Below are 23661 nucleotides of genomic sequence, written 5' to 3'. Positions count from 1 at the left end.
CCGCGAGTCAATTGGTACTGCTGTACTCAGCTGCTTGTCATTCCCGCGCAGGCGGGAACGACAAAAAATCAGGTAATCAAAATGGCGCGGAAGTCGTTCACGTTGGTACGGGTCGGGCCGGTGACGATCAGGTCGTCCACGCCGGCAAAGAAGCCGTAGCCATCGTTGTTTTCCAGATGCGCGCGCGCGTTCAGCCCACGCGCGGCGGCGCGGGTCAGCGTGTCGGGCGAGAGCAGCGCACCGGCGTTGTCTTCGGAACCGTCGATGCCATCGGTATCGCCGGCAATCGCATGCACGCCGGCCAGGCCATCGAGCCCCACCGCCAGCGCCAGCAGGAACTCCGCATTGCGCCCGCCACGGCCCTTGCCGCGCACGGTCACGGTGGTCTCGCCGCCGGACAGGATCACGCACGGCTTGCTGAAAGGCTGGCCGCGCTGGGCGACCTGGCGCGCGATGGCCGCATGCACTTCGGCCACTTCGCGCGCTTCGCCTTCGATGCAGTCGGACAGGATGTGGGCCTCGAAGCCCAGTTCTCGCGCGCGCGCCGCGGCCGCTTCCAGCGACTGCTGCGCGGTCGCCAGCGTCACGCTGCGGTGGCCGTTGAAGCGCGCGTCGCCGGGCTTGGGCGTTTCGCCGGCACCGCTTTCCAGGTGCGCGCGCACGTTGGCGGGCACGTCGATGCCGTACTTGGCGATCACGGCCAGCGCATCGGCGCAGGTGGTCGCGTCGGGCAGCGTCGGGCCGCTGGCGATCAGGGTCGGGTCATCGCCGGGAATATCGGAAATCAGCAGCGTTTCCACGCGCGCCGGCGCGCAGTGCAGCGCCAGGCGTCCCCCCTTGAGCGCGGACAGGTGCTTGCGCACGCAGTTCATCTCGCCGATGCTGGCGCCGCTCTTGAGCAGCGCCTTGTTCACGGCTTGCTTGTCGGCCAGCGTCAGGCCCGGCGCGGGCGCGGCCAGCAGCGCGGAGCCGCCGCCGGAAATCAGGCACAGCACCAGGTCGTCGGCGGTCAGCCCCTGCACCAGTTCGACCATGCGCTGCGCGGCACGCGCGCCGGCTTCATCGGGGACGGGATGGGCGGCTTCGACCACTTCGATCCGCTTGCAGTCGGCGCCGTGGCCGTAGCGCGTCACCACCAGACCCGACAGCTCGCCTTGCCAGTTCGCTTCCACCGCCTGCGCCATCGCCGCGGCGGCCTTGCCGGCACCGATCACCACGGTGCGCCCCTTGGGCGGCGCGGGCAGGTGCGGCGGCAGGCAATGGCTGGCGCTGACGGAAGCGACCGCGGTATCGAACAGGTCGCGCAGCAGCGCGCGCGGATTGAGCTGTCCGGGATGGGCTGCCGTGCGCTGGGGCGACAGCAGGGCGGCTTGGGGTTCGGTGGCGAGCATGAAGAATCCTGGTGCTGACGGGGTACTGGCTGACTGCGAAAGCTAGTCGTCCCCGCAGGGCGGGGACGACGGGGTTGCTGCTTACTTGGCGTTGGCGATCTGGTGGTTAGACATGATCTCGATCGCGCGGCACAGGGCCGAGTGGTCCTGCTTGCCCAGGCCATTGGCCGAGCAGGTGTTGAACAGCTCCTGCGCGGTCGCGGTGTTGGGCAGCGCCACGCCCAGCGCCTTGGCACCCTGCAGCGCCAGGTTCAGGTCCTTCTGGTGCAGCTCGATGCGGAAGCCCGGATCGAAGGTGCGCTTGACCATGCGATCGCCGTGCACTTCGAGGATGCGGGAAGCGGCAAAGCCGCCCATCAGCGCCTCGCGCACCTTGGCCGGATCGGCGCCGGCCTTGGAGGCGAACAGCAGCGCTTCGGACACGGCCTGGATGTTCAGCGCGACGATGATCTGGTTGGCCACCTTGGTGGTCTGGCCGTCGCCGTTGCCGCCCACCAGCGTGATGTTCTTGCCCATCAGCTCGAACAGCGGCTTGACCTGGTCGAAGGCTTCCTGCGGGCCGCCAACCATGATCGTCAGCGACGCGGCCTTGGCGCCCACTTCACCGCCCGACACCGGCGCGTCCAGGTACGAAGCGCCCAGCTTGTTGATGCGCGCGGCGAAGTCCTTGGTGGCGATCGGCGAGATCGAGCTCATGTCGACCACGATCTTGCTGTAGCTGGCTTCCTTGCCGGCCGCCTTGAACGCGGCGGCCACGCCCTTCTCGCTGAACAGCACCGCTTCCACGTGCGGCGTGTCCGGCACCATGATGATGATGATGTCGGCACGCTTGGCGACTTCCTCGGCGCTGGTGCAGACGGTCACGCCTGCATCGACCAGCGCTTGCGGGGCCGGGTTGACGTCATGCACGAACAGCGTGTGGCCGGCGGCGCGCAGGTGGCCCGCCATCGGTGCGCCCATGATGCCCAGGCCGATGAAGCCGACGTTGCGTTGGTTTGCCATGTTGATGTCTCCTTGAATGAGATTAAGTCTGTGTGGGTTCGCGTAGGTGTTAGCGGGTTACCGCAGGCTTACTGCACGCCGTGCGCGGCGCGCCAGCCCAGGCCGGCTTCGGTGGTGGTCTTCGGCTTGTATTCGCAGCCGATCCAGCCGGTGTAGCCGATCTCGTCCAGGAACTTGAACAGGTACTGGTAGTTCAGCTCGCCCGTGCCCGGCTCGTTGCGGCCCGGGTTGTCGGCCAGCTGGATGTGCTTGATCTTCGGCAGGTTGGACTTGATGGTGTTGGCGATCTCGCCCTCCATCCGCTGCATGTGATAGATGTCGTACTGCACGTACAGGTTGGGCGCGTTGACCTGGTTGATCAGGTCCAGCGCCTGCTGCGTGCGCGACAGGAAGAAGCCCGGGATGTCGAAGGTGTTGATCGGCTCGATGAGCAGGTCGATATGCTCGGCAGCCAGCGCGCCGGCGGCGAAGCGCAGGTTCTCCACCAGCGTTTCCTGGGCCTGCTCGCGCTTGACGTTCTGCGGCAGGATGCCGACCAGGCAGTTCAGCTGGCGTACGCCCAGCACCTTGGCGTACTTGATGGCCTCGCCCACGCCGTCCTGGAACTCGCCGACGCGGTCCGGGTGGCAGGCAATGCCGCGCTCGCCCGCGTCCCACTTGCCGGCCGGGAGGTTGTGCAGCACCAGGTCGAGCTGGAAACGGTTCAGGCGGTCAGCGATCTGGTCCGCATGGAACGCATAGGGGAACAGGAATTCCACGCCGCGGAAGCCCGCGCGCGCAGCGGCTTCGAAGCGGTCGAGAAAACCGGCTTCGTTGAACAGCATGGTGAGGTTGGCCGCAAGTTTGGTCATTTGTCATCTCCTGTGACTTGGTTTTTCTTGTCGTTCCCGCGAAGGCGGGAACCCAGTGACTTTCAAAGACGCTGGATCCCCGCCTGCGCGGGGATGACGGTCTGGTCCTGCAGGGGGCGGGAAGGGTCTTACGCCGTTTCCACTTCTTCTTTCAGGATTGCTTCCTCGATGTCCTCGAGGTCTTCGATCGGCTCGAACTCGTTGATGTTGTCGATCTCGGTGCCCATCGCGATATTGGTCACGCGCTCCAGGATCACCTCGACCACCACCGGCACCGAGAACTCGGCCATCAGGTCGCGCGCCTCGGCGAAGGCCGGGGCGATGTCTTCCGGCTTGAACACGCGGATCGCCTTGCAGCCCAGGCCTTCGACCACCTTGACGTGGTCCACGCCATAGCCGTTCAGCTCCGGTGCGTTGACGTTGTCGAACGCGAGCTGGACGCAGTAGTCCATCTCGAAGTTGCGCTGCGCCTGGCGGATCAGGCCGAGGTAGGAGTTGTTCACCACCACGTGGATGTACGGCACCTTGAACTGCGCGGCCACGGCCAGCTCTTCGATCATGAACTGGAAGTCGTAGTCGCCCGAGATCGCCACCACGTCGGAGTTCGGCGAAGCGGTCTTCACGCCGATCGCGGCGGGGATGGTCCAGCCCAGCGGGCCGGCCTGGCCGCAGTTGATCCAGTGACGCGGCTCGTTGACCGACAGGAACTGCGCCGCGGCGATCTGCGACAGGCCGATGGTGCTGACGTAGCGCACGTCGCGCGGGAAGTACTGGTTCATCTCGCGGTACACGCGCTGCGGCTTGACCGGCACGTTGTCGAAGTCGCTCTTGCGCTGCATGGTGCGGCGGCGCTTCTGCACGTCGGCGACCCAGCTCTTGCGGCACGGCAGGCGGCCGGCCATCTTCATTTCGCGGGCGACTTCGACGAACAGCTCCAGCGCGGCCTTGGCGTCGGAGACGATGCCCAGGTCCGGGCCGAACACGCGGCCGATCTGGGTCGGTTCGATATCGACGTGCACGAACTTGCGGCCCTTGGTGTAGACATCGATGCTGCCGGTGTGGCGGTTGGCCCAGCGGTTGCCGATGCCCATCACGAAGTCCGAAGCCAGCAGCGTGGCGTTGCCGTAGCGATGCGAGGTCTGCAGGCCGACCATGCCGGCTTGCAGCGGGTGATCGTCGGCCAGCACGCCCCAGCCCATCAGCGTCGGCACCACCGGCACGTTGACCAGCTCGGCGAACTCGACCAGCAGGTCGGACGCGTCGGCGTTGATCACGCCGCCGCCGCAGACGATCAGCGGGCGCTCGGCCGCATTCAGCATGGCGATGGCCTTCTCGATCTGGGCGCGCGAGGCGGCCGGCTTGTACGGCTGCAGCGACTGGTAGGTGTCGGGATCGAACTCGATCTCGGCGACCTGCACGTCGAACGGCAGGTCGATCAGCACCGGACCCGGACGGCCCGAGCGCATGATGTGGAACGCCTGCTGGAACACCTGCGGCACCAGCGCCGGCTCGCGCACGGTCACGGCCCACTTGGTCACGGGCTTGGCGATCGACTCGATGTCGACGGCCTGGAAGTCTTCCTTGTACAGCCGGGCGCGCGGGGCCTGGCCGGTGATGCAGAGGATGGGGATCGAGTCCGCCCAGGCCGAGTACAGGCCGGTGATCATGTCGGTGCCGGCGGGGCCCGAGGTGCCAACGCAGATGCCGATATTGCCGGGTTCGGCACGGGTGTAGCCTTCGGCCATGTGCGAGGCGCCCTCGACATGGCGGGCCAGCACGTGGTTGATGTTGCCCGACTTGCGCATCGCCGAGTAGAACGGGTTGATGGCCGCGCCCGGCACGCCGAACGCTGTGGTCACGCCTTCCTTCTCCAGCACGGCGATTGCCGCGTCGATTGCTCTCATCTTTGCCATGATCTTGTCTCCGGTAATGGTGGGAATTTCGTTGGAGTCGATCCTATTCCCGCAACCCGGTTGGGATAAACAGAAGAGCGATCAGTTGATTCGATACCTGAGGTACGCAATAGGGCCGGAAAGCCCGGTTGGATGGTCTGCACGGGTACACGGACGCCGGTCATTCCGTATGCGGTGTGACGGTACGGCCACGCCGCGCAGCACCGGGTACGCCAGCACGAGGCGGGGCGGCCGCGGCGCGCTGCGGCAAAATGGCGGGATTCCAAGCGATCCGGGCCGACCATGTATTCCAGGCTGCCGTCCACCTACGAACTGCTAGAAGCGCTGGCCTCCACGTCGGCCTCACCGGCGCCCACGCCCGGGCCGGACAGCCGGCTCGGACGCGCGTTGTGGCTGGGCTTTATCGCGGCGCTGGCCGCGACGATGCTGTGCGGGGCCGGCCTGGCAGCCTGGCGTCTCGGGCTGAAGCAGGCCGTGCCGGTGTGGTCGCTGCGCGGCTTCGAGGCCCTGCTGGCCCTGGCGGCGGCGTGCTATGTCGGTGCGGTCCTGGCCCGTGCCGGCACGGTGCTGGCGCGGCTGCGCCATCCGCTGCGATGGCAGGCCGCGGAGCTGGATCGCGACAGTGCCGCCGAAGACGCGCTGCTGCGCCGGCTGGCGCGCATCCCGCCGCAGCAGTTGCAGGCGCGCCAGCGGCGCGTGGCGCTGCAGCTGCGGCTGTGGGAGGGGGCCGCGCGCACGCTGGCGGTGTTGCTGGCGCTGGCGCCGGCCGCCGCGGTGCTGGCCGCGCTGCCGCGCCAGCAGGCCTTGGCCGGCACGCTGCTGTGGCTCTACGGCGTGATGTTGGTGACCGGCGCCGCCGGCTACCTGTACCTGCATCTGCAATGCAGCCGGCCGCTGCGGCGCCTGGCCCATGTGCTGGGCGAGGCGGCCGAACTGAACGCGCAGCTAGGCAAGCGCACGGCTGGCGCGGGTTCAACGTAGCCGCGCACCGGGTGCCGCCGCATGCCCGTGGCCGGGCCTGGCGGCTGCCCTTATGCGGCGGCCTCGATCCGGTCCATCAGCCGCGCAGGGATGCCACAACCCCGGCGATGCCGCACAATGGCGCCCGGGAGACGAATATCCGATGGACAAACTCAAGCAAATCGAAGCCTTTATCGCCGTGGTGGAGCACGGCAGCATGGCGGCCGCGGCACTGACGCAGAACGTCACGCCGGTGATGATCGGCCGCCGCATCAACGCACTCGAAGCCCGCATCGGCGTCAAGCTGCTGCACCGGTCCACGCGCCGCATCGCCGTGACCGAGCAGGGCGCGGTGTTCATGGAGCAGTGCAAGAAGGCGCTGGCCGACCTCGACCGCGCCGAGATGCTGATTGCCGAAGGCAAGCACAAGGCGACCGGCCACCTGATCGTGTCGGCGCCGGCGGCATTCGGGCGCAAGCACGTGGCGCCGCACGCGCCGGCATTCCTGGCCAGCAATCCCGAGGTGCAGATCTCGTTCAACCTGACCGACCGCGTGGTCGACCTGGTGCGCGAGGGCTATGACGTCGGCATCCGCATTGGCGGTGCGATCGACCCGAACTTTGTCGCGATCAAGCTGGCGTCGAACAAGCGCGTGGTGTGCGGCACGCCGGCGTACTTTGCCAAATACGGCGTGCCGCAGACCCTGGACGACCTGGCCCAGCACAACTGCCTGGCGTTCAACCTGCAGGGCGGGCAGCAGCGCGGCTGGTACTTCAGCCAGAACGGCAAGACCGTGACCGTGCGCGTCAACGGCAACCTGGACTGCAACGACGGCGAGCTGCTGCACCGCTGGACCGGTGAGGGACTGGGGCTGGGCTGGCGCTCCACCTGGGAGATCCTGCCGCAGCTCGAGAGCGGCGAGCTGATCACGGTGCTGGACGAATACGCGCTGCCCGCCTACGACATCCTTGCGGTGTACCCGCAGCAGCGTCCGGTGCCGGCCAAGATCCGCTTCTTCATCGAGCACCTGAAGGCGCAGTTCGCGCGCCCGGGTTACTGGATGGACACCGCGGGCGGCAACTGAGGCCGCCGCGCGACGCCATGCCCATCGCCGCCTGGCTGGCCGACCTGGTGGTCGTCGCGCACGCGCTGTTCATCGTGTTCGTGGTGGCGGGCGGCCTGCTGGTACTGCGCTGGCCGCGTGCGGCATGGGTGCACCTGCCCGCGGCAGTGTGGGGCGTGCTGATCGAATGGGCCGGCTGGATCTGTCCGCTGACGCCGCTGGAAAACTCGCTGCGCCAGGCTGCCGGGCAGGCCGGCTACAGCGGCGGCTTTGTCGAGCGCTACCTGTTGCCGCTGATTTATCCGGCGGGGCTCACGCCCACGGTGCAGCTGTGGCTGGGCCTGGTGGTGCTGGTGGTGAACGTCGCCATCTATGCGCTGTGGTGGCACCGGCGGCGGCGCCACCACTGACCGGCTGGCTTCAGCCTGCCGGCACGAAGCGCGGCACGCGCTTCTCCAGGTTGGCCAGCACCGCCTCGCGCTGGTTGGGCGAGCCCACCAGCCGGTCCTGCTCGTCGGACTCGGCCTGCAGGATGGCGGCGTGGTCGCCGCGTTCGGCCACCGCCATCAGCCGCTTGGCGGCGCGGATCGCGTGCGGGTTTTTCTGCGCGACCTCGCGCGCGGCGGCCAGCGCCGCGGCGTGCGGGTCGTCGGCCAGGCAGGTGCCGAGCCCCAGCTCGCATGCCTCGCTGCCGCTGAGCACGCGCGCACTGTAGATCAGCTCGCGCAGCACATCGGGGCGCACCAGCCCGCGCGTCAGCACCATGCCCGCCATGTCCGGCACCAGTCCCCACTTCAGCTCCATCACCGACAGCCTGGCGTCTGGCGCGACGTAGCGCACGTCCGCGCCCAGCGCCACCTGCAGGCCGCCGCCGAAGGCCACGCCGTGCACGGCGGCAAAGACCGGCACCGGCAGCTCGCGCCAGACCATGCAGGCGTATTGCGGGCGATTGGAGATGCCGTGGGTGCGCTGGCCGAGCCGGCCCGCGCCGATGCTGTCGTGCTGCGACGCACCCGCATCGTCCGCCAGCATGCCGGCCATGCGGCCCATGTCCAGCCCGGCGCAGAAGGCGCGGCCTTCGCCGGACAGCACCACCGCGCGCAGGTCCGGCAGGCGCGCGAGCCGTTCGCCGGTCTCGATCAGGGCATCGAACATGGCCTGGTCGAGCGCGTTCATTTTGTCGGGGCGGTTCAGGCGGACGTCGGCGACGCCGCCTTCGATCGTCACGAGGATACGTTCGTTGCTGGCGCTCATGCGAGGGCTCCTTGGAAAGTGGGCGGCGCCGCGCTCAGCGGCCCTTGAACTGCGGCTTGCGCTTCTCGACGAAGGCCGCCACGCCTTCCTTGCAGTCTTCAGTGCGGCTGGCGCGCGACTGCAGCGTGGCTTCCACCTCGAGCTGCGCGGCAAGGTCATTGCTGAAGCTCTGGTTGAGCGCTTCCTTGATCATGGCGTAGGCCATGGTCGGCATGCTCGCCAGGTGGCGGGCCAGCTTGCCGGCCTCGTCCTGCAACGCGGCGTCCTCATGGACCTTCCACACCAGGCCGATGCGGTGGGCTTCTTCGGCGTCGATCTTCTCGGCCAGGATGGCCAGCGCGCGGGCGCGCATCTCGCCCGCATAGCGCGGCAGGAAGTAGGTGCTGCCGGCATCCGGGATCAGGCCGATCTTGGAGAACGCCTGCAGGAAACTGGCCGAGCGCGCCGCCAGCACCACGTCGCCCGCCAGCGCCAAACTCATGCCGGCGCCGGCCGCCACGCCGTTGACCGCGGTGATGACCGGCTTGGGCATCTCGCGCAGCGCCATGATGATGGGGTGGTAGCGCTCGCGCAGCAGCGTGCCGGAATCGGACACGCCGCCACCCTGGCGCGCGGCCAGGTCGGCGCCGGCGCAGAAGCCGCGGCCGGCACCGGTCAGCAGCACGGCGCGCACCTCGGCGTCGGCCGCGGCGCGGTCCACGGCCTCGCGCAGTTCGCGCAGGATGTCGGCGTTCAGTGCATTGAGCACGTCCGGGCGGTTCAGGGTCAGCGTGGCCACGCCTTCGCTGGCTTGGTAGAGGACGGTTGAAGTCATGGTTGTTCTCCTGGTGTTCTGGGTCGTTGCGGGTGCGGGTATCGATGTCGGTCTATTGCGGCTTCTTCAGCGCGTCGGCCGAGGCGTCGCCCAGCTTGCTGCCGCCGTCGCAGTCGAGGATGGTGCCGGTGACGTAGCGGGCGTTGTCGCTGCTCAGGTACATCGCGGCGTCGGCGATGTCGTCCTTGGTGCCGTAGTCGCGCAGTGCCAGGCGCGCCTTGTAGCGGGCCTCGATCTCGGGCGTGGGGGCCAGCCGCGCCATGCCCTCGGTGTCGGCGATCGGGCCGGGGGAGATGCCGTTCACGCGCACGCCGGCCGGGCCCCATTCCATCGCCAGGCACTTGATCAGCATGTTGATGCCGGCCTTGGCGGCGCAGGCATGGGCCTGGAACATCATGGCGTTGACCGCCTGCGGCGCGGTGATCGCGATCAGCGACGCGCCCGGCTTGTTGAGGTGGTCGAAGCTGGCGCGGAACACGTTGAAGGTGCCGAGCAGGTCGATATCGACCACGGTCTTGAAGGCGTTGGCCGACATGCCGACCACGGGCGCCAGGAAATTGCCGGCGGCGCCGGAGATGACCACGTCGATCGGGCCCAGTTCGTCCTGCACGCGTACAAAGGCCGCTTCGACCGCGGCGTAGTCGCGCACGTCGGCAGCCATGCCGATGGCGGTGCCGCCGGCCGCGGTGATGGTGTCGGCAGCGGCCTGGATGCGCTCGGCGGTGCGGCTGATCAGCGCCAACCTGGCGCCGGCGCGCGCAAAGCCGTGCGCGATGCCAAGGTTGATGCCGGATGAGGCGCCGGCGACGAATACGGTCTTGCCGGCAAAGGCGTCGGGGCGGAAGGCGCTGGGCATGGGAAGTCCTTTTTCGATCGGGAAGCAGGGGATTCAGGCGAGAGCTAGCGCCGGCAGTGCGGCGGCACGGCAGGTATCGCGCGATGGCGCATGGCGGTCTCCCTGTGATCGTTATCGTGTGCGGCTGCCACCGCAGCGTGGCGGGACAGCGCGGGCCTCTTGGCGGGGCCTGCGGCATGCTAACCCGAAGGCGCGATTCGCTTTTCGAGCGTGGCCGGCGCGCAAGCCCGCGCGGGATGCGCACGACCCGACCGGGCGGCAATCCCGAGCGTGGGCGCGGCGCACCGCAACCCGCTGTCGGAAAAGGGAAAATCCGGTGCGGGACGGCACCGGTTCGAGGCCGCGGGGCAGCGCGCCATTCGGCGCCGCGGAACCCCGTCCTCAGAAAAAAGAAAGCCCGCACACCGTTGCAGCGTGCGGGCTGCCTGCCGACGATGAGGTGCCGGCAGGCGAGTGCTCATGAAGTGCGCCCCCGCGTCTTCATGGCGAGATGAAGTTTGCGCGCGGGCGGCCCGGGGTGCTTTGACTCACATCAAGCGGCCTGCACCAGGACCGGAAGGGGATGCCAATGCGGCAGCAGAAGAGCGTGTCGCGGCTAGGCCAGCAGTGCGGCAACCAGGTCCTTGCCGCGCGCCACCGGCGCCGTTTCCTCGAAATGCAGCGCGCCTTCCACGTGGCCCAGGTGGTCCACCATCAGCGTGACGGCGCGCTCGACATCGCCGGCACGCGCCGCCTCGATAAACTCGCGGTGCTCGTCCGACGAGCAGGCCGCGTCGCGGCGCGACTGGTACAGCATGGTGATGACCGCGCTGCGCGCCGACAGCTCGCGCATCATCTCGGTCAGCACGCCGTTGCCGACCACCTCGGCCAGCACGATATGGAAGTCGCCCAGCAGCCGGGTGCGCACCTGGGCATCGTTGCCCGCCAGCGACTTGCGCTCGGCCGCCAGGTGGCGGTCGATGCGCTTGTAGTCGGCGGCGGTGGCCTTGGCGACAAACTCGCGCGCCAGCGCGGCTTCCAGGATGCGGCGCACGGCGAACACCTCGCGCGCCTCCTCGGCGCTGGGCTTGGCCACGAACGCCCCTTTGTCCGGCACGATCTGGATGACCTTGTCCTTGGACAGCATCAGCAGCGCCGCGCGCACCTTGGTGCGGCTGACGCGGTAGACACTGGCCAGCGCCTCCTCGCGCAGCTTGGTGCCGGGCGGCAGGCGATGCGAAACGATGGCCGCGACGATGTCGTCGGCGATCGCTTCGGCGGTCATGTCAGGATCGATATGCTCGGGCATGGCAGCGCACTTGCGCAGAGGCTGCGCGGTTGGGGAGATGCGTGATTCTAGCGCCCCGCGACCGGGCCCGGCACGATGGCCGGGGCCGCGGCGTCTTGCGCCATCGCGGCCAGGCCGGCGTCCAGGTCGGCTGACTCGATGGTGCCGTTCAGCACGCCATGGGCCCGGGCGCGGTCGATATCTTTCTCCCACGCGGCCACTACCACGGTGGCGACGCAGTTGCCGATCAGGTTGCCCAGCGCGCGCGCGATGCCGATGAACCAGTCCACCGACAACACCAGCACCAGGCCGATCGCCGGGATCGCCGGATGTGCCGACAGCGTCGCGGCCAGGATCACGATGGCCGAGCCGGGAATGCCGTGCGCGCCCTTGGAGGTAATCAGCGCCACCGCCAGGATGCCGAGCAGATCGGCCATCGCCAGCGGCGTGTTGGTCGCCTGCGCGATAAAGACCGCGGCCAGCGTCAGGTAGATCGAGAACGCGTCGAGGTTGAATGAGTAGCCGGTCGGAATCACCAGGCCCACCACCGACTTCTTCACGCCCATGAACTCGAGCTTCTTCATCACCTGCGGCAGCACGCTGTCGGACGAGGCGGTGCCCAGCACCACCAGCAGCTCGGCGCGCAGGTAGCGGATCAGCTTGATCACCGAGAAGCCGCACGCGCGCATGATGCCGCCCAGCACCACGAGCACGAATACGCTCACCGCGCCGTAGAACAGCAGCACCAGGAAGCCGAGCTGCTTGAGCGAGCCGATGCCGTACTTGCCGACCGTGAACGCCACCGCGCCCAGCACGCCCAGCGGCGCCAGCTTGATGATGAAGCCCATCATCTTGAACAGAGTGTGCGAGAAGGTATCGATCAGGCTGACCAGCGGCCGGCCGGGCTCGCCCACCAGCGACAGCGCGCAGCCGAACAGGATCGATACCACCAGCACCTGCAGCACGTCGCCGTTGGCGAAGGCGCCGAACACGGTATTGGGAATCAGCTTGAGCAGGAAGTCGACCGTGCCCTGGTCCTTCACCTTGGTTGCATTGTCGATAAAGCCTGCGATGGCCGAGGCGTCGAGCGAACGGGGATCGACGTTCATGCCCACGCCCGGCTGGAACACGTAGGCCAGCACGATGCCCAGCGCCAGCGCGATGGTGGTGACCACCTCGAAGTACACCACCGCCTTGATGCCGACGCGGCCCACCTTCTTCAGCTCGCCGGCGCCGCAGATGCCGGCCACCACCACGCAGAACACGATCGGGCCGATCAGCATCTTGATCAGCTTGATAAAGGCGTCGCCGAGCGGCTTGAGCTTGGCGGCGAATTCGGGAAACGCCAGGCCGAGTGCGGTGCCGATCACCAGGGCGATCAGCACCTGGCCAAACAGCGAGCGGGTAAAGCGGGTGTGCAGGCGGGGTGTGCCCGGGCGCTGCTGCGAGGGAACTGCGTGCTGCATGGTTGTCTCCGTGCGGGGCCGGTCCGGCGCAAGTGCGCTGGCTGGCCCATTTCGATCCAGGAATCACCGGCGGCCCCGTGCTGCTCTGACGGCTGGGTTGGACTGCCGGCCTTACGTTCCGGGCTGGTCTCCCGGGTCGGGAGCACGCCACCGCGCGGACAGCCCCCCTGTTGGGGCGGACTCCACGCCATCCGTTGTCTGGACCGGATTGTCCGCAGCGGATTGTCTGAACGTGGAAGCGAATATAGTGCATATCATTTTTGTATGCAATTTTTGAATTCACTGTGCTACCATGAATCGCACAGAATAGAGCTTCGGCCATGGGCGTCCCGCCCGCACTGGCGCCCCGCCAGCCACGCCGCCGCGGCTTTCACGCACTTCCAGCAGGAGACACGCATGGCAGCAAATCCGTCGCCGTCCGCCGCAGAGACTGGCACGCGCATCATGGCCTGGGCCGACGCCTTGGCCGTCCACACCGAGCAGCCCGGCATGCTCACCCGCACCTACCTGACCGACGCCCACCACGGCGCCGCCGCGCAGCTGACCGAGTGGATGCAGCAGGCCGGCATGACGGTGCGGCGCGATGCCGCCGGCAACGTGATCGGTCGCTACGAGGGCACCACGCCCGATGCGCCGGCGCTGCTCACCGGCTCGCATTTCGACACCGTGCGCGACGCCGGCCGCTATGACGGCAACCTGGGCGTGATCCTGCCGATCGCCTGCGTGGCGGAATGGAACCGCCAGGGCAAGCGCTTTCCGTTCGCGCTCGAGGTGGTGGGCTTCGCCGAGGAAGAAGGTGTGCGCTTCAAGGCCACGCTGCTGGGCAGCCGCGCCATCGCCGGCACCTTCGACAACAACGTGCTGGACAACGTCGACGACAGCGGCAAGACCATGCGCGAGGTGATGCGCGAGGCCGGCTTCGACGCTGCCGCGCTGCCCGCGGCCAGGCATGACCGCAGCAAGGTGGCGGCCTTTGTCGAAGTGCATATCGAGCAGGGTCCGGTGCTGCTGAACGAAGGCCTGCCGGTGGGCGTGGTGACCGCGATCTCGGGCGCGACCCGCTTTATCGTCGAGCTGGAAGGCCTGGCCGGCCATGCCGGCACCGTACCGATGGACATGCGCCGCGACGCCGCCATGGCCGGTGCGGAAATCGGCCTGTATATCGAGAAGCGCTGCGGCGGCAAGCCGGGCCTGGTCGGCACCGTGGGCCAGTTCAACGTGCCCAACGGCGCGACCAACGTGGTGCCCGGCCGCGCGGTGTTCTCCATCGACATCCGCGCCGGCGAGGACGCCGAGCGCGAGGCCGCCGTCAACGACGTGCTGGCCGAGATCGAGCGCGTCTGCGCGCGCCGCAACGTGCGCGCGCAGATCCGCAAGACCCACGAGGCGAAGAGCGTTCCCTGCGCCCCGTGGCTGCAAGAGCAATGGGCCGCCGCCATCGCCCGCCAGGGCGTGCCGGTGCGCCACCTGCCGTCGGGCGCCGGCCACGACGCCATGGCCATTGCCGCCATCGCCGACGTCGCCATGCTGTTCGTGCGCTGCGGCAACGGTGGCATCAGCCACCATCCCACCGAAACCATGACCGCCGAGGATGCCGCACTGTCCGCGCGCGTGTTCAGCGATTTCGTCGAGCACTTCCGGCTGCCGCAGTAAGCCAGCGCAGATTCCCCGGAACCCACCCGAACCCCTCCGTAGTTAAGAGAACAAGTCATGACCGCACGAGACAATATGAACCCCACTGAAACCACGCTGACGCAGTTCATCGACCAGCACCGTCCGCAGCAGGAAGCCTTCCTGGCCGAACTGGTCAAGGTGCCCTCGGACAACCCCGCAGGCGACTGCGACGCCCATGGCAAGCGCGCCAAGGAACTGCTGGAGGGGCTGGGCTTCACGGTGGAGGCGCACAAGGTGCCGGATGAGCTGGTCAAGGCGGCCGGCATGATCAGCGCCACCAACCTGATCGTGCGAAAGCAGTTCGGCACGGGCGGCCCGACCATCGCCATGAACGCCCACGGCGACGTGGTGCCCCCAGGACTGGGCTGGACCAAGGATCCGTACGGCGGCGAAGTCGCCGACAGCGAGCACGGCCCGGTCATGTACGGCCGCGGCGTGGCGGTGTCCAAGTCTGACTTCGCCACCTACACCTATGCGGTGCTGGCGCTGATGGAAGCGGAGAAGCAGGGCGCGAAGCTCAACGGCGCGGTCGAGCTGCAGTTCACCTATGACGAGGAAACCGGCGGCGACATCGGTCCCAAGTTCCTGCTCGACAACAACCTGAGCAAGGCCGACTACGCCATCTCGGCCGGGTTCTCGTACGGCATCACCTCGTCGCACAACGGCTGCCTGCACGTCGAGGTGACGGTCAAGGGCAAGCAGGGCCACGCCGCCATGCCGCACACCGGCGTCGACGCCATCGAGGCCGCCACTCATATCCTGCAGGCCATCTACGGCCTGCGCGCCGAACTGGCCACGCGCAAGTCCAAGGTGCCCGGCATCGACACCGCCACGCTGAACGTCGGCCTGATCAAGGGCGGCATCAATACCAACGTGGTGCCGGACCTGGTCACCTTCCGCGTCGACCGCCGCATGATCCCTGAAGAAATCGGTTTCGACGCCGAAGGCGAGATCCGCGCCGTGGTCGAGAAGGCCGCCAAGGACCGCCCGGGCATTGAAGTGAAGGTCGAGCGCATCATCCTGGCCGAGCCGCTGTCGGAACTGCCGGGCGTGGAAAAGCTGATCGGCGCGCTGAAGAGCCGTGCCGAGTCGGTGTTCGGCGTCGAGATTCCGGTGCAGGGCGTGCCGCTGTACACCGATGCCCGCCACTACACCAAGCGTGGCATCCCCACCGTGCTGTACGGCGCCGGCCCGCGCACGCTGATGGAAGCGCGCGGCCACAACTCGGACGAGAACCTGCGCCTGAACGACCTGAACCGTGCCACCAAGGTGGTGGCGCTGGCGCTGTCGGACCTGATGCAGTAAGACGAGTCGATTTGCCAGAGCGCCAATAGGCGACTGGCTAATGCAAAACGCCACGGGTATCCGTGGCGTTTTGCATTGTGTTGCGGCTATGGCCGGGATGATTGCTATTGTTGTCCTGGCCGGCTATAGAGAACGACGCGATGTGTGCGCGATCCCTATGATCCAGATCACTCCTTCATTGAATTCGTAAATCAGTCGGTAGTGCTCGTGCGCCACGTACTCACGAGCTCCGGTACAGCGGCTCGCCGTTCCAAGTTCAGGAAAATGCAGCAGCCGCGCAGCCGCCTCATTTAACCGCCTTTCCATTCGGACAGCGGCAATGGGATCATGCTGTGCGATGAAGCTCCGGATCGCTATACGCTGTTTCAGTGCCTGTGGCGTCCATAGCAGTTTCAAGCCTGCCGTAACATCGCGGCACACCAGTCGGCGGAGTCGGCTTCCACTTGTTCATTTGGAATGCCAATGCCGGCGCGCACGAAAGTCCTGCCCTGCTCGACCATCTGCTGAAAAAGGGCGTCGTCGTCGCGCGACTTCTGGCACTGCTCGAGGTACTGACGTATCAATTCTTCAGCTACCTGCGAGATGGTATGACCCTCGGCCTCAGCCGCGGCGATGAAGGCGTCACGCAATTGACGCTTCAGTGTGAAAGTGAACTGGATTTCTTCCGACACAAGCATGTCCGGTGTCCTTGTGATGACAAAGTATAGGCATTGTCGACATCAGGACACCTGCACGGCGATAAGACCCGTCTGAACTTGCCGCAGCCGATTCCGCCTACCCCGGCAGCGTGGTCGCTCCCGCACCCAGCATCCGCTGCATCAGCACCGTATCGATCCACTGCCCGTGCTTGAACCCCACCGCCTCCAGCCGGCCGACGGTGCGGAAGCCCAGCCGTTCGTGCACGGCCAGCGAGCCCGCGCCTTCGCCGGCCGCGGTGCAGGCGATCACGGCGACCATCTGCCGCCACGGGCCGGTTTCGCAGCGCGCGATCAGCGCGGCCAGCAGCGCCTGGCCCAGGCCTTCGCCGACGCGGCGGTGGTCGATGTAGATCGAGTCTTCGATGGCGAAGCGATAGGCGCTGCGCGCGCGATAGGCCGAGGCATAGGCGTAGCCCAGTACCTCGCCGTCGCGCTCGGCGACGAGGTAGGGCAGGCCCTTGCGGCGCACTTCGGCCAGGCGCAGCTGCATCTCGTCGGCGCTCGGCGGCACTTCCTCGAACGAGGCGCGGCCGTGCTGCACGTGGTGGGCATAGATGGCGTGGATGGCGGGAATGTCGGCGGGGGTGGCGTCACGCAGCGTAAAGGCGTGGCGCGTGCCATGGCCGCGCGGCCCGGTGGCGGTGGTGGTGGAAGCGGGAATGGAGGTCATCGGAAATGAGGCGCCTGGGGCAAGAACCGGTGCAACGCAGGATGCGTGCCGATGACGATGCACCGCATGCTGCTGCGCGCCGGCCGCGGTCTTGTATATAGTGCGATGGATTTGCACCGCATTAGTGCCGATGCCCCGCTGCGGGGCGCGGCCATGACAAGAAAGGACCTGCCATGATCACCATCTACCACAACCCCCGCTGCTCCAAGTCGCGCGAGACCCTCGCCCTGGTCCAGGCCGCCGCCGAGCGGCTGGCAGAGCCGGTGGAGATCGTGGAGTATTTGAAAGACCCGCCGTCGCTGTCGACGCTGCGCCAGTTGCACACCATGCTGGGCGTGCCGGTGCGCGAGATGCTGCGCGACAACGAGGCACCCTATGCCGAACTGGGCCTGGCCGATCCCGGCCTGACCGATGCCGAGCTGCTGGCGGCAGTGGCCGACAACCCGATCCTGCTGCAGCGCCCGGTGGTGGTACGCAACCGCCGCGCCGCGATCGGCCGCCCGCCAGAGAACGTGGCGCCGCTGCTGGCCTGACCCGGGCGGGTCGCCTCAATAGAACCGGCCCCCACGGTGAGTGGGGGCCGGCCGGTCTGCGAGGCAGTCTGCTTCAGGCTGGGTCGTCTAATGAACACCCAGCCAGTGCATGGCCTCCTGACCGAAAGCGATGGCCGCCAGCACCACCAGCAGCACCACCAGCGTCACGGTGCTGACGTAGAGCGTGGCCTTGGCGACTTCGGCGTCCTCATCCGAGGAATGGCGATGGGTAATGGGCGTGGCGTCCCGGGTGGCATGCGGCCAATGGATCCGGCCGGCCAGGTCCCTCAAGTGCAGGTCGGTAGGGAAACGCATGATCGACACCTCCTCGGCGGCGCCGCGCGGTCCGGGCAAGATGGCTCAAACGGCATATGGCGTGGCTGCGCAAGGGCGCCGGTTAGTCATGGCTCGTTTCGCCCGGTAACGCCATATCCTCTTCTACTATAGGCGGGCTGGCGCCAGATGCGAGCCGCGCTCTGCAAAGGACATGCCGCCGCGCTTGACGCGGCGCAAAAGCCGATCAAGCCTGTGTCGGGGGAGGTGAGGGCTCGCTCGCGCCGCTTCCTTCGTCGGGCGTGAGCGTTGCCAGCGCCGCCTCGCGTTCGCGCAGCGTCGCCAGCATGTTGCAGAACAGCGCACCCTGTTCCATCGCATCGTCGAGCGCCACGTGGGTGTGCGGCAGCGGATCCATCCACGCCGCCGGGAAGGCCGCCTTGACCGTCTTGCGATAGGGCCGCCCGGTCAGCGCAAATCCCAGCGTCTTGACGTCCAGCGCGGCCCAGCCGAACGGCGAGCGCCCGGCAAAGCGCATCATGTACCAGAACATCCAGGTGAAATCGAAGCCCGCGGGGAAGGCGACGAAGACCGGCTTGCCCGGCAGGGCCTCGACCCATTCGACGTAGCGCACCATGGCGTCCTCGGGGCGCTGCAGGTCGCGCCGGCACGCGCTCCAGGCTTCGGGCTGGGTTTGCCACCACTGCATCTGCACCGGGTGGCCGGCGGCACCGGGCAGGGTGTCGAGATTGGCCGAGAAGGTGCCCAGCACGGTCTTGTCCGCCAGCATCGCCACCGACGCGAACGACAGCATGGAGTGCGGGCCCGGGATCGGGCCGTCGGCCTCGACGTCGGTGCTGACGTAGATCTCGGGGCGGGTGTCGGGCGCCTGTCGCTTGGCCATAGCCTCAGCCCGCTTCAACCAGGTGATCGGCGACGAAGGGGTTGGTGCGGCGCTCTTCGCCGAAGGTCGAGACGGGGCCGTGGCCGGGGATAAAGGTCACGTCCTCGCCCAGCGGCCACAGCCGCGTGCGGATCGAGCGGATCAGGTCGGCGTGATTGCCGCGCGGAAAGTCGGTCCGGCCGATCGACCCCGCGAACAGCACGTCGCCGACCACCGCCAGCCGGTTGGGACGCGAGAAGAACACCACGTGGCCCGGCGTGTGGCCGGGGCAGTGGTACACCTCCAGGGTTTCGTTGCCGAACTGCACGGTGTCGCCGTTCTCGAGCCAGCGGTCGGGCTCGAAGCTCTCGGCGTGGCCGAAGCCAAAGCGGCGCGTTTGCTCGGGCAACTGCTCGATCCAGAAGCGCTCGTCCTGCTGAGGGCCCTCGATCGGGATGCCGAGTTCGCGCGACAGCGCGGCGGCGCCGGCGCAATGGTCGACGTGGCCGTGCGTCAGGAAGATCTTTTCCAGCGTGACGCCTTGCTCTTTCACCGCAGCGCGAATGCGGTCGAGGTCGCCGCCGGGATCGCAGACCGCGGCGGCGCCGGTGCTTTCATCGATCAGCAAGGAACAGTTCTGCTGGAAGGGCGTGACGGGAATGAGCAGGGCTTTCATGGAGGTCTTATGTGGCCGCGGATACCGGACGCGGCCGCTTGGCGGCGCGCTCGGCGGCAGTGCCCAGCATTGTAGCGCCGGGACGATCGGGCACGCCCGCCGGCTTTGGAGTGATCAATGGGGCAACCAACGCGAGCCCCGCGGCATCGGCCCGAATCCCTTGCTGCGAGCGGGATTCAGGCTAATTAGGCCCCGATCGTGCGAAATCGCACAGATTTCGTAACAAATTGAAAGAGATAGTCCGGAACAGTCAATGTTAGACTGCCGCCCATGTTACGGATCTCCGCTCTCACCAAGCGCTGGCAACGGCTGGCCAAGCTCGGCGCCTGCACCGCATGCGCCGTGGTGCTGGCCGCTTGTGCCACGCCGCCCGAAAGCGATATCGCCGACGCCGGCGATGCCGTGCCCACGCGCGCGGCAAAAAACAGCAAGCCCGCCAAGACCGAGCGCGCCGCGCGCACGCCCGACACCGGCAGCTGGAACCTGTTCGGCTATGACCCGGACGAAGGCCGCAGCGGCAACTCGCTCGAAGGCCTGCGCGCCGACATCGGCACGTACGAGCAGCGCGGCGTGGCCTCGTGGTACGGCAAGGGCTTCCATGGCCGCAAGACCGCCAACGGCGAGCGCTTCGACATGCGCGCCATGACCGCGGCGCATCCGTCGCTGCCGCTGGACAGCTGGGTGCTGGTACGCAACCTGCGCAACAACAAGGTGGCGGTGCTGCGCATCAATGACCGCGGGCCGTACCACGGCAACCGCGTGCTCGATGTGTCCTACGGCGCCGCGCGCCGCCTGGGCTTTGTCGAGCGTGGCGCCACCAACGTCGAGATCCGCCGCCTGACCCGCACCGAAGTCGCCGCGCTGGGCCCGCAGGTGGATGCCGGCGGCACCGAGGCCGGCGACGGCAGCGGCGACGACGACGTGTCCGTGCCCGAACTGGCCAATTCGCTGGCACCTGCCAAGTCTGGCAAGGCGGCCAAGGCCAGCGGCAAGACCGTCAAGCGCAAGCGCCGCTGACCGCGCCAGCGCCGCCGGATGCCGCCGCGCGCTGACACTTGCTGCTTACATTCTTTCCTGCAGGCCCGCGCGTGCGCGCGGGCCGCGGCATCAATCGTCGGCGTCGCCGGCTCGCTGCGCCAGCGCCAGCCGATACAGCGCGCCGGTGTCGGCGCCCGTGATCGCCGCCGCCAGCTTGGCGGCGCGCTTGGCCGGCAACTCGGCCAGCAGCAGCGACAGCACACGCTGCGCTTCGGCATCCGGCAGGCCATCGACGATGGCGCTGCCGGCCCCTTCCACCACCAGCACGAATTCCCCCTTGCCACGGTTCGGGTCGGCCGCCAGCCAGGCCGGCGCCTGCGCTACCGGCAGCACCGCGATCTCCTCGAACAGCTTGGTCAGTTCGCGTCCGACCAGCAGCCGGCGCTCGGCCGGCAGGCCCGCTGCCAGCGCCGCGAGCGTGTCGGCGATGCGGTGCGGCGCCTCGTAGCAGACCCAGGCATGGTCCAGCGCCGCCAGCCGGGCGATGACCTCGGCGCGCGCCTTGGGCTTGGGAGGCAGGAAGCCGGCAAAGGTGAAGCGGCCCGCGCCGGCCTCGAGCAGGTCGCCCGCCACCGACAACGCCGCCACCGCGGCACTGGGACCGGGCAGGGGCACCACCGGATGGCCGGCGGCGCGCACCGCCTCGACCAGCCGCGCGCCGGGGTCGGAGATGCCCGGCGTGCCGGCGTCCGAAACATAGGCGATGCGCTCGCCCGCCGCCAGGCGCTCGGCGATGCGCACCGCGGCCTCGCGCTCGTTATGCTCGTGCACCGCCATCAGCGGCCGCTGCAGGCCGACGCGCGACAACAGCTGGCCGGTAATGCGGGTGTCTTCGCAGGCCACCGCGTCGGCCAGCCCCAGCACATGCAGCGCGCGCAGCGACAGGTCGGCGACATTGCCGATGGGCGTGGCCACGACATACAGCGTGCCGGCCGGGTACGACTGGCTTGCCGCCAGGGAGATCCAGTCACTCATGCTTGAGAACTTCCGTTGATGCGATCATTCAAATCCACGCAGGAGCCGAGCCGGCAGGCACGCGGGGCGCAGGCTGAGGACCGGGCCCTGGCCCACTTGCGGCGCCAGGGCCTGGAGCCCGTGGTGCGCAATTATCGCTGCAAAGGCGGCGAGATCGACCTGGTGATGCGCGCGCCGGACGGCACGCTGGTGTTCGTCGAGGTGCGCCAGCGCAGCGGGCGGGGCTTCGGCGGTGCCGCGGCCAGCATCACGCCGGCCAAGCAGCGGCGCGTCGTGCTGGCCGCCAGGCACTACCTGGCCACGCTGGCCCGGGTGCCGCCATGCCGCTTCGACGTGGTGGCGCTCGAACCCGACCGGCTGGAGTGGCTGCAGCATGCCTTTGACGCGGATGCCGCCGGGGCTGGGTCATAATGCGCGGCAGACATGAACGGCGATCCGTGGATCGCCATGGCAACAAACAGGCCCCCGAGCCATGAGTATCGACAGTATCCAGCAACAGTTCCTAGACAGCGCCGAAGCCAAGCGACAGGCCGCGGCGGTGATGGCTCCCTATATCGACGCGGCGGTGGAGCGCATGGTCGGCGCGCTGACCAGCGGCAACAAGATCCTGGCCTGCGGCAATGGCGGCTCGGCGGCGCAGGCGCAGCATTTCGCCGCCGAGCTGGTCGGGCGCTTCGAGCGCGAGCGGCCCGGCCTGGCCGCGATCGCGCTGAGCACCGACAGCTCGATCCTGACCGCGATCGGCAACGACTACGACTTCGGCAAGGTCTTTTCCAAGCAGGTCGAGGCACTCGGTCAGCCCGGCGACATCCTGCTGGCGATTTCCACGTCGGGCAATTCGGACAACGTGATGGCCGCCGTGGCAGCCGCGCGCCAGCGCGAGATGGCGGTGGTGGCCCTGACCGGCAAGGGCGGCGGCGCCATCGCGGGATTGCTCGATGAATTCGACATCCACCTGTGCGTGCCGAGCGAGCGCACCGCGCGCATCCAGGAAGTGCACCTGCTGACGCTGCACTGCCTGTGCAACGGCATCGACGAGGCACTGCTCGGAGAAGCGTGATGCGCGGCATCCGCCCGACCCTCCATTCCCAACATCCCGACACAGCAAGGAACGCATGACCCATCTGCCCACTACGCAAGCTCCACGGAACGGCGCGGACGCGCGCCATCCTTCCCGTTACCAGGCCGGCTCCGGCCTGCGCCGCGCCGGCCTGGCCGCGGCCGCGCTGGTATGCGCCACGCAGCTGGCGGGCTGCTTCCCGGTGATCGCCGGCGCCATGGGCACCGGCGTGGCCATGGCCACCGATCGCCGCCCGGCTGCCACCCAGACCGTCGACCGCGGCCTGCAGCTGGAGGCCGAGAACACCATCAACGCGCGCTACAGCGGCCAGGCGCGCGTCAACGTGACCGTCTTCAACCGCAAGGTACTGCTGACCGGCGAGGCGAAGAACGACAGCGTCAAGCAGCAGATCGAGCAATACGTGCGCGGCCTGCAGAATGCGCGCGTGGTGATCAACGAGCTGGAGGTGGTCAACTCGCCCGGCTTCATGACCCAGAGCCAGGACGCCTACCTGACCAGCAAGGTCAAGACGTTGCTGATGACCGCCGAAGGGGTGCCGTCCAACTCGATCAAGGTCACGACGGAAAAGAGCGTGGTCTACCTTCTGGGCGTGGTCACCAGCGCCGAGGGCGACCGGGCCACCGACGTGGCGCGCAACGCCTCGGGCGTGACCAAGGTGGTCAAGGCCTTCGACTACGTCAACGACGCCGAGCGCGCGCGCCTGGATGCCGCCTCGACTTCGGAGAACCCGTCGTTCGACGGCAGCGTCGGCACGCCGGCGCCGGTGCAGTCGGTGCCGGGCGTGGGCGGGCCGATCGATGCGCCGGCCGGCGCGGCATCGGGTACCGCCGGCAGCGCGGGCGCCACCACCGCGCCGGTCGCGGCCCCGGTCACTTCGCCGGTGGCGCTGCCGCCTGGCCGCAACCTGCCCTGAAGCGACCCGGATCACTGACCTGGCAGGTCAGCACGGCGCCCCTTATGCGGGCGCCGTTTTTCGTTCTGCGGTTTGCAGCGCACACCGGGGGCGGCCAATGTGCTA

At 68.1% G+C, this 23661-nt stretch carries 26 protein-coding genes; 10 read left to right on the top strand and 16 right to left on the bottom strand.

Annotated elements, in window-relative coordinates:
* Positions 1-68: 68 nt before the first annotated feature.
* From RALTA_RS14935 to gcl, 4 genes are all read right to left on the bottom strand, one after another.
* On the bottom strand, positions 69-1391 hold the full coding sequence (locus tag RALTA_RS14935; protein ID WP_012354242.1) for a glycerate kinase type-2 family protein: 1323 nt from the start codon (positions 1389-1391) through the stop codon (positions 69-71).
* A gap of 81 nt (positions 1392-1472) precedes the next feature.
* The gene (locus RALTA_RS14930; RefSeq protein ID WP_012354241.1) at positions 1473-2393 is read right to left on the bottom strand and encodes a 2-hydroxy-3-oxopropionate reductase; all 921 of its coding nucleotides are present in this window, start codon (positions 2391-2393) and stop codon (positions 1473-1475) included.
* A 68-nt stretch (positions 2394-2461) separates the two neighbouring features.
* Positions 2462-3244, bottom strand: coding sequence for a hydroxypyruvate isomerase (gene hyi, locus RALTA_RS14925; protein ID WP_012354240.1), 783 nt, complete (start codon positions 3242-3244; stop codon positions 2462-2464).
* 128 nt (positions 3245-3372) lie between these two features.
* Positions 3373-5157 (bottom strand): glyoxylate carboligase, encoded by a 1785-nt coding sequence (gene gcl, locus RALTA_RS14920; protein WP_012354239.1) that lies wholly within the window; start codon positions 5155-5157, stop codon positions 3373-3375.
* 282 nt (positions 5158-5439) lie between these two features.
* Here gcl and RALTA_RS14915 point away from each other — a divergent pair, with 282 nt between their 5' ends.
* From RALTA_RS14915 to RALTA_RS14905, 3 genes are all read left to right on the top strand, one after another.
* Positions 5440-6138 (top strand): hypothetical protein, encoded by a 699-nt coding sequence (locus RALTA_RS14915; protein ID WP_012354238.1) that lies wholly within the window; start codon positions 5440-5442, stop codon positions 6136-6138.
* 142 nt (positions 6139-6280) lie between these two features.
* Complete coding sequence (locus RALTA_RS14910) at positions 6281-7201, top strand: LysR family transcriptional regulator (protein ID WP_025586057.1); 921 nt, start codon at positions 6281-6283, stop codon at positions 7199-7201.
* A gap of 17 nt (positions 7202-7218) precedes the next feature.
* Entirely contained in the window at positions 7219-7590 is a 372-nt protein-coding gene (locus RALTA_RS14905) for a DUF2784 domain-containing protein (RefSeq protein ID WP_012354236.1), read from the top strand.
* A gap of 10 nt (positions 7591-7600) precedes the next feature.
* Here the strand turns inward: RALTA_RS14905 and RALTA_RS14900 are convergent, their stop codons facing one another.
* The 5 genes from RALTA_RS14900 to RALTA_RS14880 all read right to left on the bottom strand — a co-directional run bounded on the left by RALTA_RS14900 (position 7601) and on the right by RALTA_RS14880 (position 12837).
* Positions 7601-8434 carry a crotonase/enoyl-CoA hydratase family protein gene (locus RALTA_RS14900; protein ID WP_012354235.1) on the bottom strand — a complete coding sequence of 278 codons (834 nt, stop codon included), beginning with the start codon at positions 8432-8434 and terminating at the stop codon, positions 7601-7603.
* Between the two features lie 34 nt (positions 8435-8468).
* Complete coding sequence (locus tag RALTA_RS14895) at positions 8469-9248, bottom strand: enoyl-CoA hydratase-related protein (protein ID WP_012354234.1); 780 nt, start codon at positions 9246-9248, stop codon at positions 8469-8471.
* Positions 9249-9300: 52 nt separating this feature from the next.
* Entirely contained in the window at positions 9301-10104 is an 804-nt protein-coding gene (locus RALTA_RS14890) for an SDR family oxidoreductase (protein ID WP_012354233.1), read from the bottom strand.
* Positions 10105-10699: 595 nt separating this feature from the next.
* The gene (locus RALTA_RS14885; protein WP_012354232.1) at positions 10700-11392 is read right to left on the bottom strand and encodes a GntR family transcriptional regulator; all 693 of its coding nucleotides are present in this window, start codon (positions 11390-11392) and stop codon (positions 10700-10702) included.
* 47 nt (positions 11393-11439) lie between these two features.
* The gene (locus tag RALTA_RS14880; protein WP_012354231.1) at positions 11440-12837 is read right to left on the bottom strand and encodes a C4-dicarboxylate transporter DctA; all 1398 of its coding nucleotides are present in this window, start codon (positions 12835-12837) and stop codon (positions 11440-11442) included.
* Between the two features lie 396 nt (positions 12838-13233).
* Between RALTA_RS14880 and RALTA_RS14875 the strand changes: the two genes are divergently transcribed.
* Positions 13234-14490 carry an allantoate amidohydrolase gene (locus tag RALTA_RS14875; protein WP_012354230.1) on the top strand — a complete coding sequence of 419 codons (1257 nt, stop codon included), beginning with the start codon at positions 13234-13236 and terminating at the stop codon, positions 14488-14490.
* 57 nt (positions 14491-14547) lie between these two features.
* On the top strand, positions 14548-15816 hold the full coding sequence (locus RALTA_RS14870; protein ID WP_012354229.1) for a M20/M25/M40 family metallo-hydrolase: 1269 nt from the start codon (positions 14548-14550) through the stop codon (positions 15814-15816).
* Positions 15817-15939: 123 nt separating this feature from the next.
* On the opposite strand, the gene RALTA_RS31085 is transcribed toward RALTA_RS14870, so the two are convergent.
* From RALTA_RS31085 to RALTA_RS14860, 3 genes are all read right to left on the bottom strand, one after another.
* On the bottom strand, positions 15940-16236 hold the full coding sequence (locus RALTA_RS31085; RefSeq protein WP_354002660.1) for a type II toxin-antitoxin system RelE/ParE family toxin: 297 nt from the start codon (positions 16234-16236) through the stop codon (positions 15940-15942).
* Entirely contained in the window at positions 16209-16493 is a 285-nt protein-coding gene (locus RALTA_RS14865; RefSeq protein WP_012354227.1) for a hypothetical protein, read from the bottom strand. The genes RALTA_RS31085 and RALTA_RS14865 overlap by 28 nt, the downstream gene beginning before the upstream one ends.
* Positions 16494-16590: 97 nt before the next feature.
* Entirely contained in the window at positions 16591-17184 is a 594-nt protein-coding gene (locus RALTA_RS14860) for a GNAT family N-acetyltransferase (protein ID WP_012354226.1), read from the bottom strand.
* 173 nt (positions 17185-17357) lie between these two features.
* Here RALTA_RS14860 and arsC point away from each other — a divergent pair, with 173 nt between their 5' ends.
* The gene (arsC, locus tag RALTA_RS14855) at positions 17358-17717 is read left to right on the top strand and encodes an arsenate reductase (glutaredoxin) (protein ID WP_012354225.1); all 360 of its coding nucleotides are present in this window, start codon (positions 17358-17360) and stop codon (positions 17715-17717) included.
* Positions 17718-17804: 87 nt separating this feature from the next.
* Here the strand turns inward: arsC and RALTA_RS14850 are convergent, their stop codons facing one another.
* The 3 genes from RALTA_RS14850 to RALTA_RS14840 form a co-directional block, all read right to left on the bottom strand.
* Positions 17805-18032 (bottom strand): hypothetical protein, encoded by a 228-nt coding sequence (locus RALTA_RS14850; protein WP_012354224.1) that lies wholly within the window; start codon positions 18030-18032, stop codon positions 17805-17807.
* Positions 18033-18237: 205 nt separating this feature from the next.
* Positions 18238-18894 (bottom strand): 3'-5' exonuclease family protein, encoded by a 657-nt coding sequence (locus tag RALTA_RS14845; protein ID WP_012354223.1) that lies wholly within the window; start codon positions 18892-18894, stop codon positions 18238-18240.
* Positions 18895-18898: 4 nt separating this feature from the next.
* Positions 18899-19549 (bottom strand): MBL fold metallo-hydrolase, encoded by a 651-nt coding sequence (locus tag RALTA_RS14840; protein ID WP_012354222.1) that lies wholly within the window; start codon positions 19547-19549, stop codon positions 18899-18901.
* A 270-nt stretch (positions 19550-19819) separates the two neighbouring features.
* On the opposite strand from RALTA_RS14840, the gene RALTA_RS14835 reads away from it, so the two are divergent.
* A complete protein-coding gene (locus RALTA_RS14835; protein ID WP_012354221.1) occupies positions 19820-20566 on the top strand; it encodes a septal ring lytic transglycosylase RlpA family protein in 747 nt (248 codons plus the stop codon).
* 90 nt (positions 20567-20656) lie between these two features.
* Here the strand turns inward: RALTA_RS14835 and rsmI are convergent, their stop codons facing one another.
* The gene (gene rsmI / locus RALTA_RS14830) at positions 20657-21562 is read right to left on the bottom strand and encodes a 16S rRNA (cytidine(1402)-2'-O)-methyltransferase (protein WP_012354220.1); all 906 of its coding nucleotides are present in this window, start codon (positions 21560-21562) and stop codon (positions 20657-20659) included.
* 18 nt (positions 21563-21580) lie between these two features.
* On the opposite strand from rsmI, the gene RALTA_RS14825 reads away from it, so the two are divergent.
* From RALTA_RS14825 to RALTA_RS14815, 3 genes are all read left to right on the top strand, one after another.
* The gene (locus RALTA_RS14825; protein WP_041232225.1) at positions 21581-21973 is read left to right on the top strand and encodes a YraN family protein; all 393 of its coding nucleotides are present in this window, start codon (positions 21581-21583) and stop codon (positions 21971-21973) included.
* A gap of 61 nt (positions 21974-22034) precedes the next feature.
* Positions 22035-22622 carry a phosphoheptose isomerase gene (locus RALTA_RS14820; RefSeq protein ID WP_012354218.1) on the top strand — a complete coding sequence of 196 codons (588 nt, stop codon included), beginning with the start codon at positions 22035-22037 and terminating at the stop codon, positions 22620-22622.
* Positions 22623-22677: 55 nt separating this feature from the next.
* Positions 22678-23556 (top strand): BON domain-containing protein, encoded by an 879-nt coding sequence (locus RALTA_RS14815; RefSeq protein ID WP_012354217.1) that lies wholly within the window; start codon positions 22678-22680, stop codon positions 23554-23556.
* Positions 23557-23661: the final 105 nt, after the last annotated feature.

Source organism: Cupriavidus taiwanensis LMG 19424 (assembly GCF_000069785.1).
Classification (GTDB): Bacteria; Pseudomonadota; Gammaproteobacteria; order Burkholderiales; family Burkholderiaceae; genus Cupriavidus; species Cupriavidus taiwanensis.
This window is presented reverse-complemented; position numbering and strand designations above follow the sequence as displayed.

Excerpts from the sequence above, each read along its gene's own strand:
- RALTA_RS14835 (WP_012354221.1), top strand. The coding sequence starts at position 19,820 with ATGTTACGGATCTCCGCTCTCACCAAGCGCTGGCAACGGCTGGCCAAG.
- hyi (WP_012354240.1), bottom strand. The coding sequence starts at position 3,244 with ATGACCAAACTTGCGGCCAACCTCACCATGCTGTTCAACGAAGCCGGT.
- RALTA_RS14875 (WP_012354230.1), top strand. The coding sequence starts at position 13,234 with ATGGCAGCAAATCCGTCGCCGTCCGCCGCAGAGACTGGCACGCGCATC.
- gcl (WP_012354239.1), bottom strand. The coding sequence starts at position 5,157 with ATGGCAAAGATGAGAGCAATCGACGCGGCAATCGCCGTGCTGGAGAAG.
- RALTA_RS14865 (WP_012354227.1), bottom strand. The coding sequence starts at position 16,493 with ATGCTTGTGTCGGAAGAAATCCAGTTCACTTTCACACTGAAGCGTCAA.
- RALTA_RS14885 (WP_012354232.1), bottom strand. The coding sequence starts at position 11,392 with ATGCCCGAGCATATCGATCCTGACATGACCGCCGAAGCGATCGCCGAC.
- RALTA_RS14895 (WP_012354234.1), bottom strand. The coding sequence starts at position 9,248 with ATGACTTCAACCGTCCTCTACCAAGCCAGCGAAGGCGTGGCCACGCTG.
- RALTA_RS14930 (WP_012354241.1), bottom strand. The coding sequence starts at position 2,393 with ATGGCAAACCAACGCAACGTCGGCTTCATCGGCCTGGGCATCATGGGC.
- RALTA_RS14905 (WP_012354236.1), top strand. The coding sequence starts at position 7,219 with ATGCCCATCGCCGCCTGGCTGGCCGACCTGGTGGTCGTCGCGCACGCG.
- RALTA_RS14915 (WP_012354238.1), top strand. The coding sequence starts at position 5,440 with ATGTATTCCAGGCTGCCGTCCACCTACGAACTGCTAGAAGCGCTGGCC.
- RALTA_RS14815 (WP_012354217.1), top strand. The coding sequence starts at position 22,678 with ATGACCCATCTGCCCACTACGCAAGCTCCACGGAACGGCGCGGACGCG.
- rsmI (WP_012354220.1), bottom strand. The coding sequence starts at position 21,562 with ATGAGTGACTGGATCTCCCTGGCGGCAAGCCAGTCGTACCCGGCCGGC.
- RALTA_RS14860 (WP_012354226.1), bottom strand. The coding sequence starts at position 17,184 with ATGACCTCCATTCCCGCTTCCACCACCACCGCCACCGGGCCGCGCGGC.
- RALTA_RS14845 (WP_012354223.1), bottom strand. The coding sequence starts at position 18,894 with ATGGCCAAGCGACAGGCGCCCGACACCCGCCCCGAGATCTACGTCAGC.
- RALTA_RS14870 (WP_012354229.1), top strand. The coding sequence starts at position 14,548 with ATGACCGCACGAGACAATATGAACCCCACTGAAACCACGCTGACGCAG.
- RALTA_RS14850 (WP_012354224.1), bottom strand. The coding sequence starts at position 18,032 with ATGCGTTTCCCTACCGACCTGCACTTGAGGGACCTGGCCGGCCGGATC.
- RALTA_RS14890 (WP_012354233.1), bottom strand. The coding sequence starts at position 10,104 with ATGCCCAGCGCCTTCCGCCCCGACGCCTTTGCCGGCAAGACCGTATTC.
- RALTA_RS14880 (WP_012354231.1), bottom strand. The coding sequence starts at position 12,837 with ATGCAGCACGCAGTTCCCTCGCAGCAGCGCCCGGGCACACCCCGCCTG.
- RALTA_RS14900 (WP_012354235.1), bottom strand. The coding sequence starts at position 8,434 with ATGAGCGCCAGCAACGAACGTATCCTCGTGACGATCGAAGGCGGCGTC.
- arsC (WP_012354225.1), top strand. The coding sequence starts at position 17,358 with ATGATCACCATCTACCACAACCCCCGCTGCTCCAAGTCGCGCGAGACC.
- RALTA_RS14840 (WP_012354222.1), bottom strand. The coding sequence starts at position 19,549 with ATGAAAGCCCTGCTCATTCCCGTCACGCCCTTCCAGCAGAACTGTTCC.
- RALTA_RS14935 (WP_012354242.1), bottom strand. The coding sequence starts at position 1,391 with ATGCTCGCCACCGAACCCCAAGCCGCCCTGCTGTCGCCCCAGCGCACG.
- RALTA_RS14910 (WP_025586057.1), top strand. The coding sequence starts at position 6,281 with ATGGACAAACTCAAGCAAATCGAAGCCTTTATCGCCGTGGTGGAGCAC.
- RALTA_RS14825 (WP_041232225.1), top strand. The coding sequence starts at position 21,581 with ATGCGATCATTCAAATCCACGCAGGAGCCGAGCCGGCAGGCACGCGGG.
- RALTA_RS14820 (WP_012354218.1), top strand. The coding sequence starts at position 22,035 with ATGAGTATCGACAGTATCCAGCAACAGTTCCTAGACAGCGCCGAAGCC.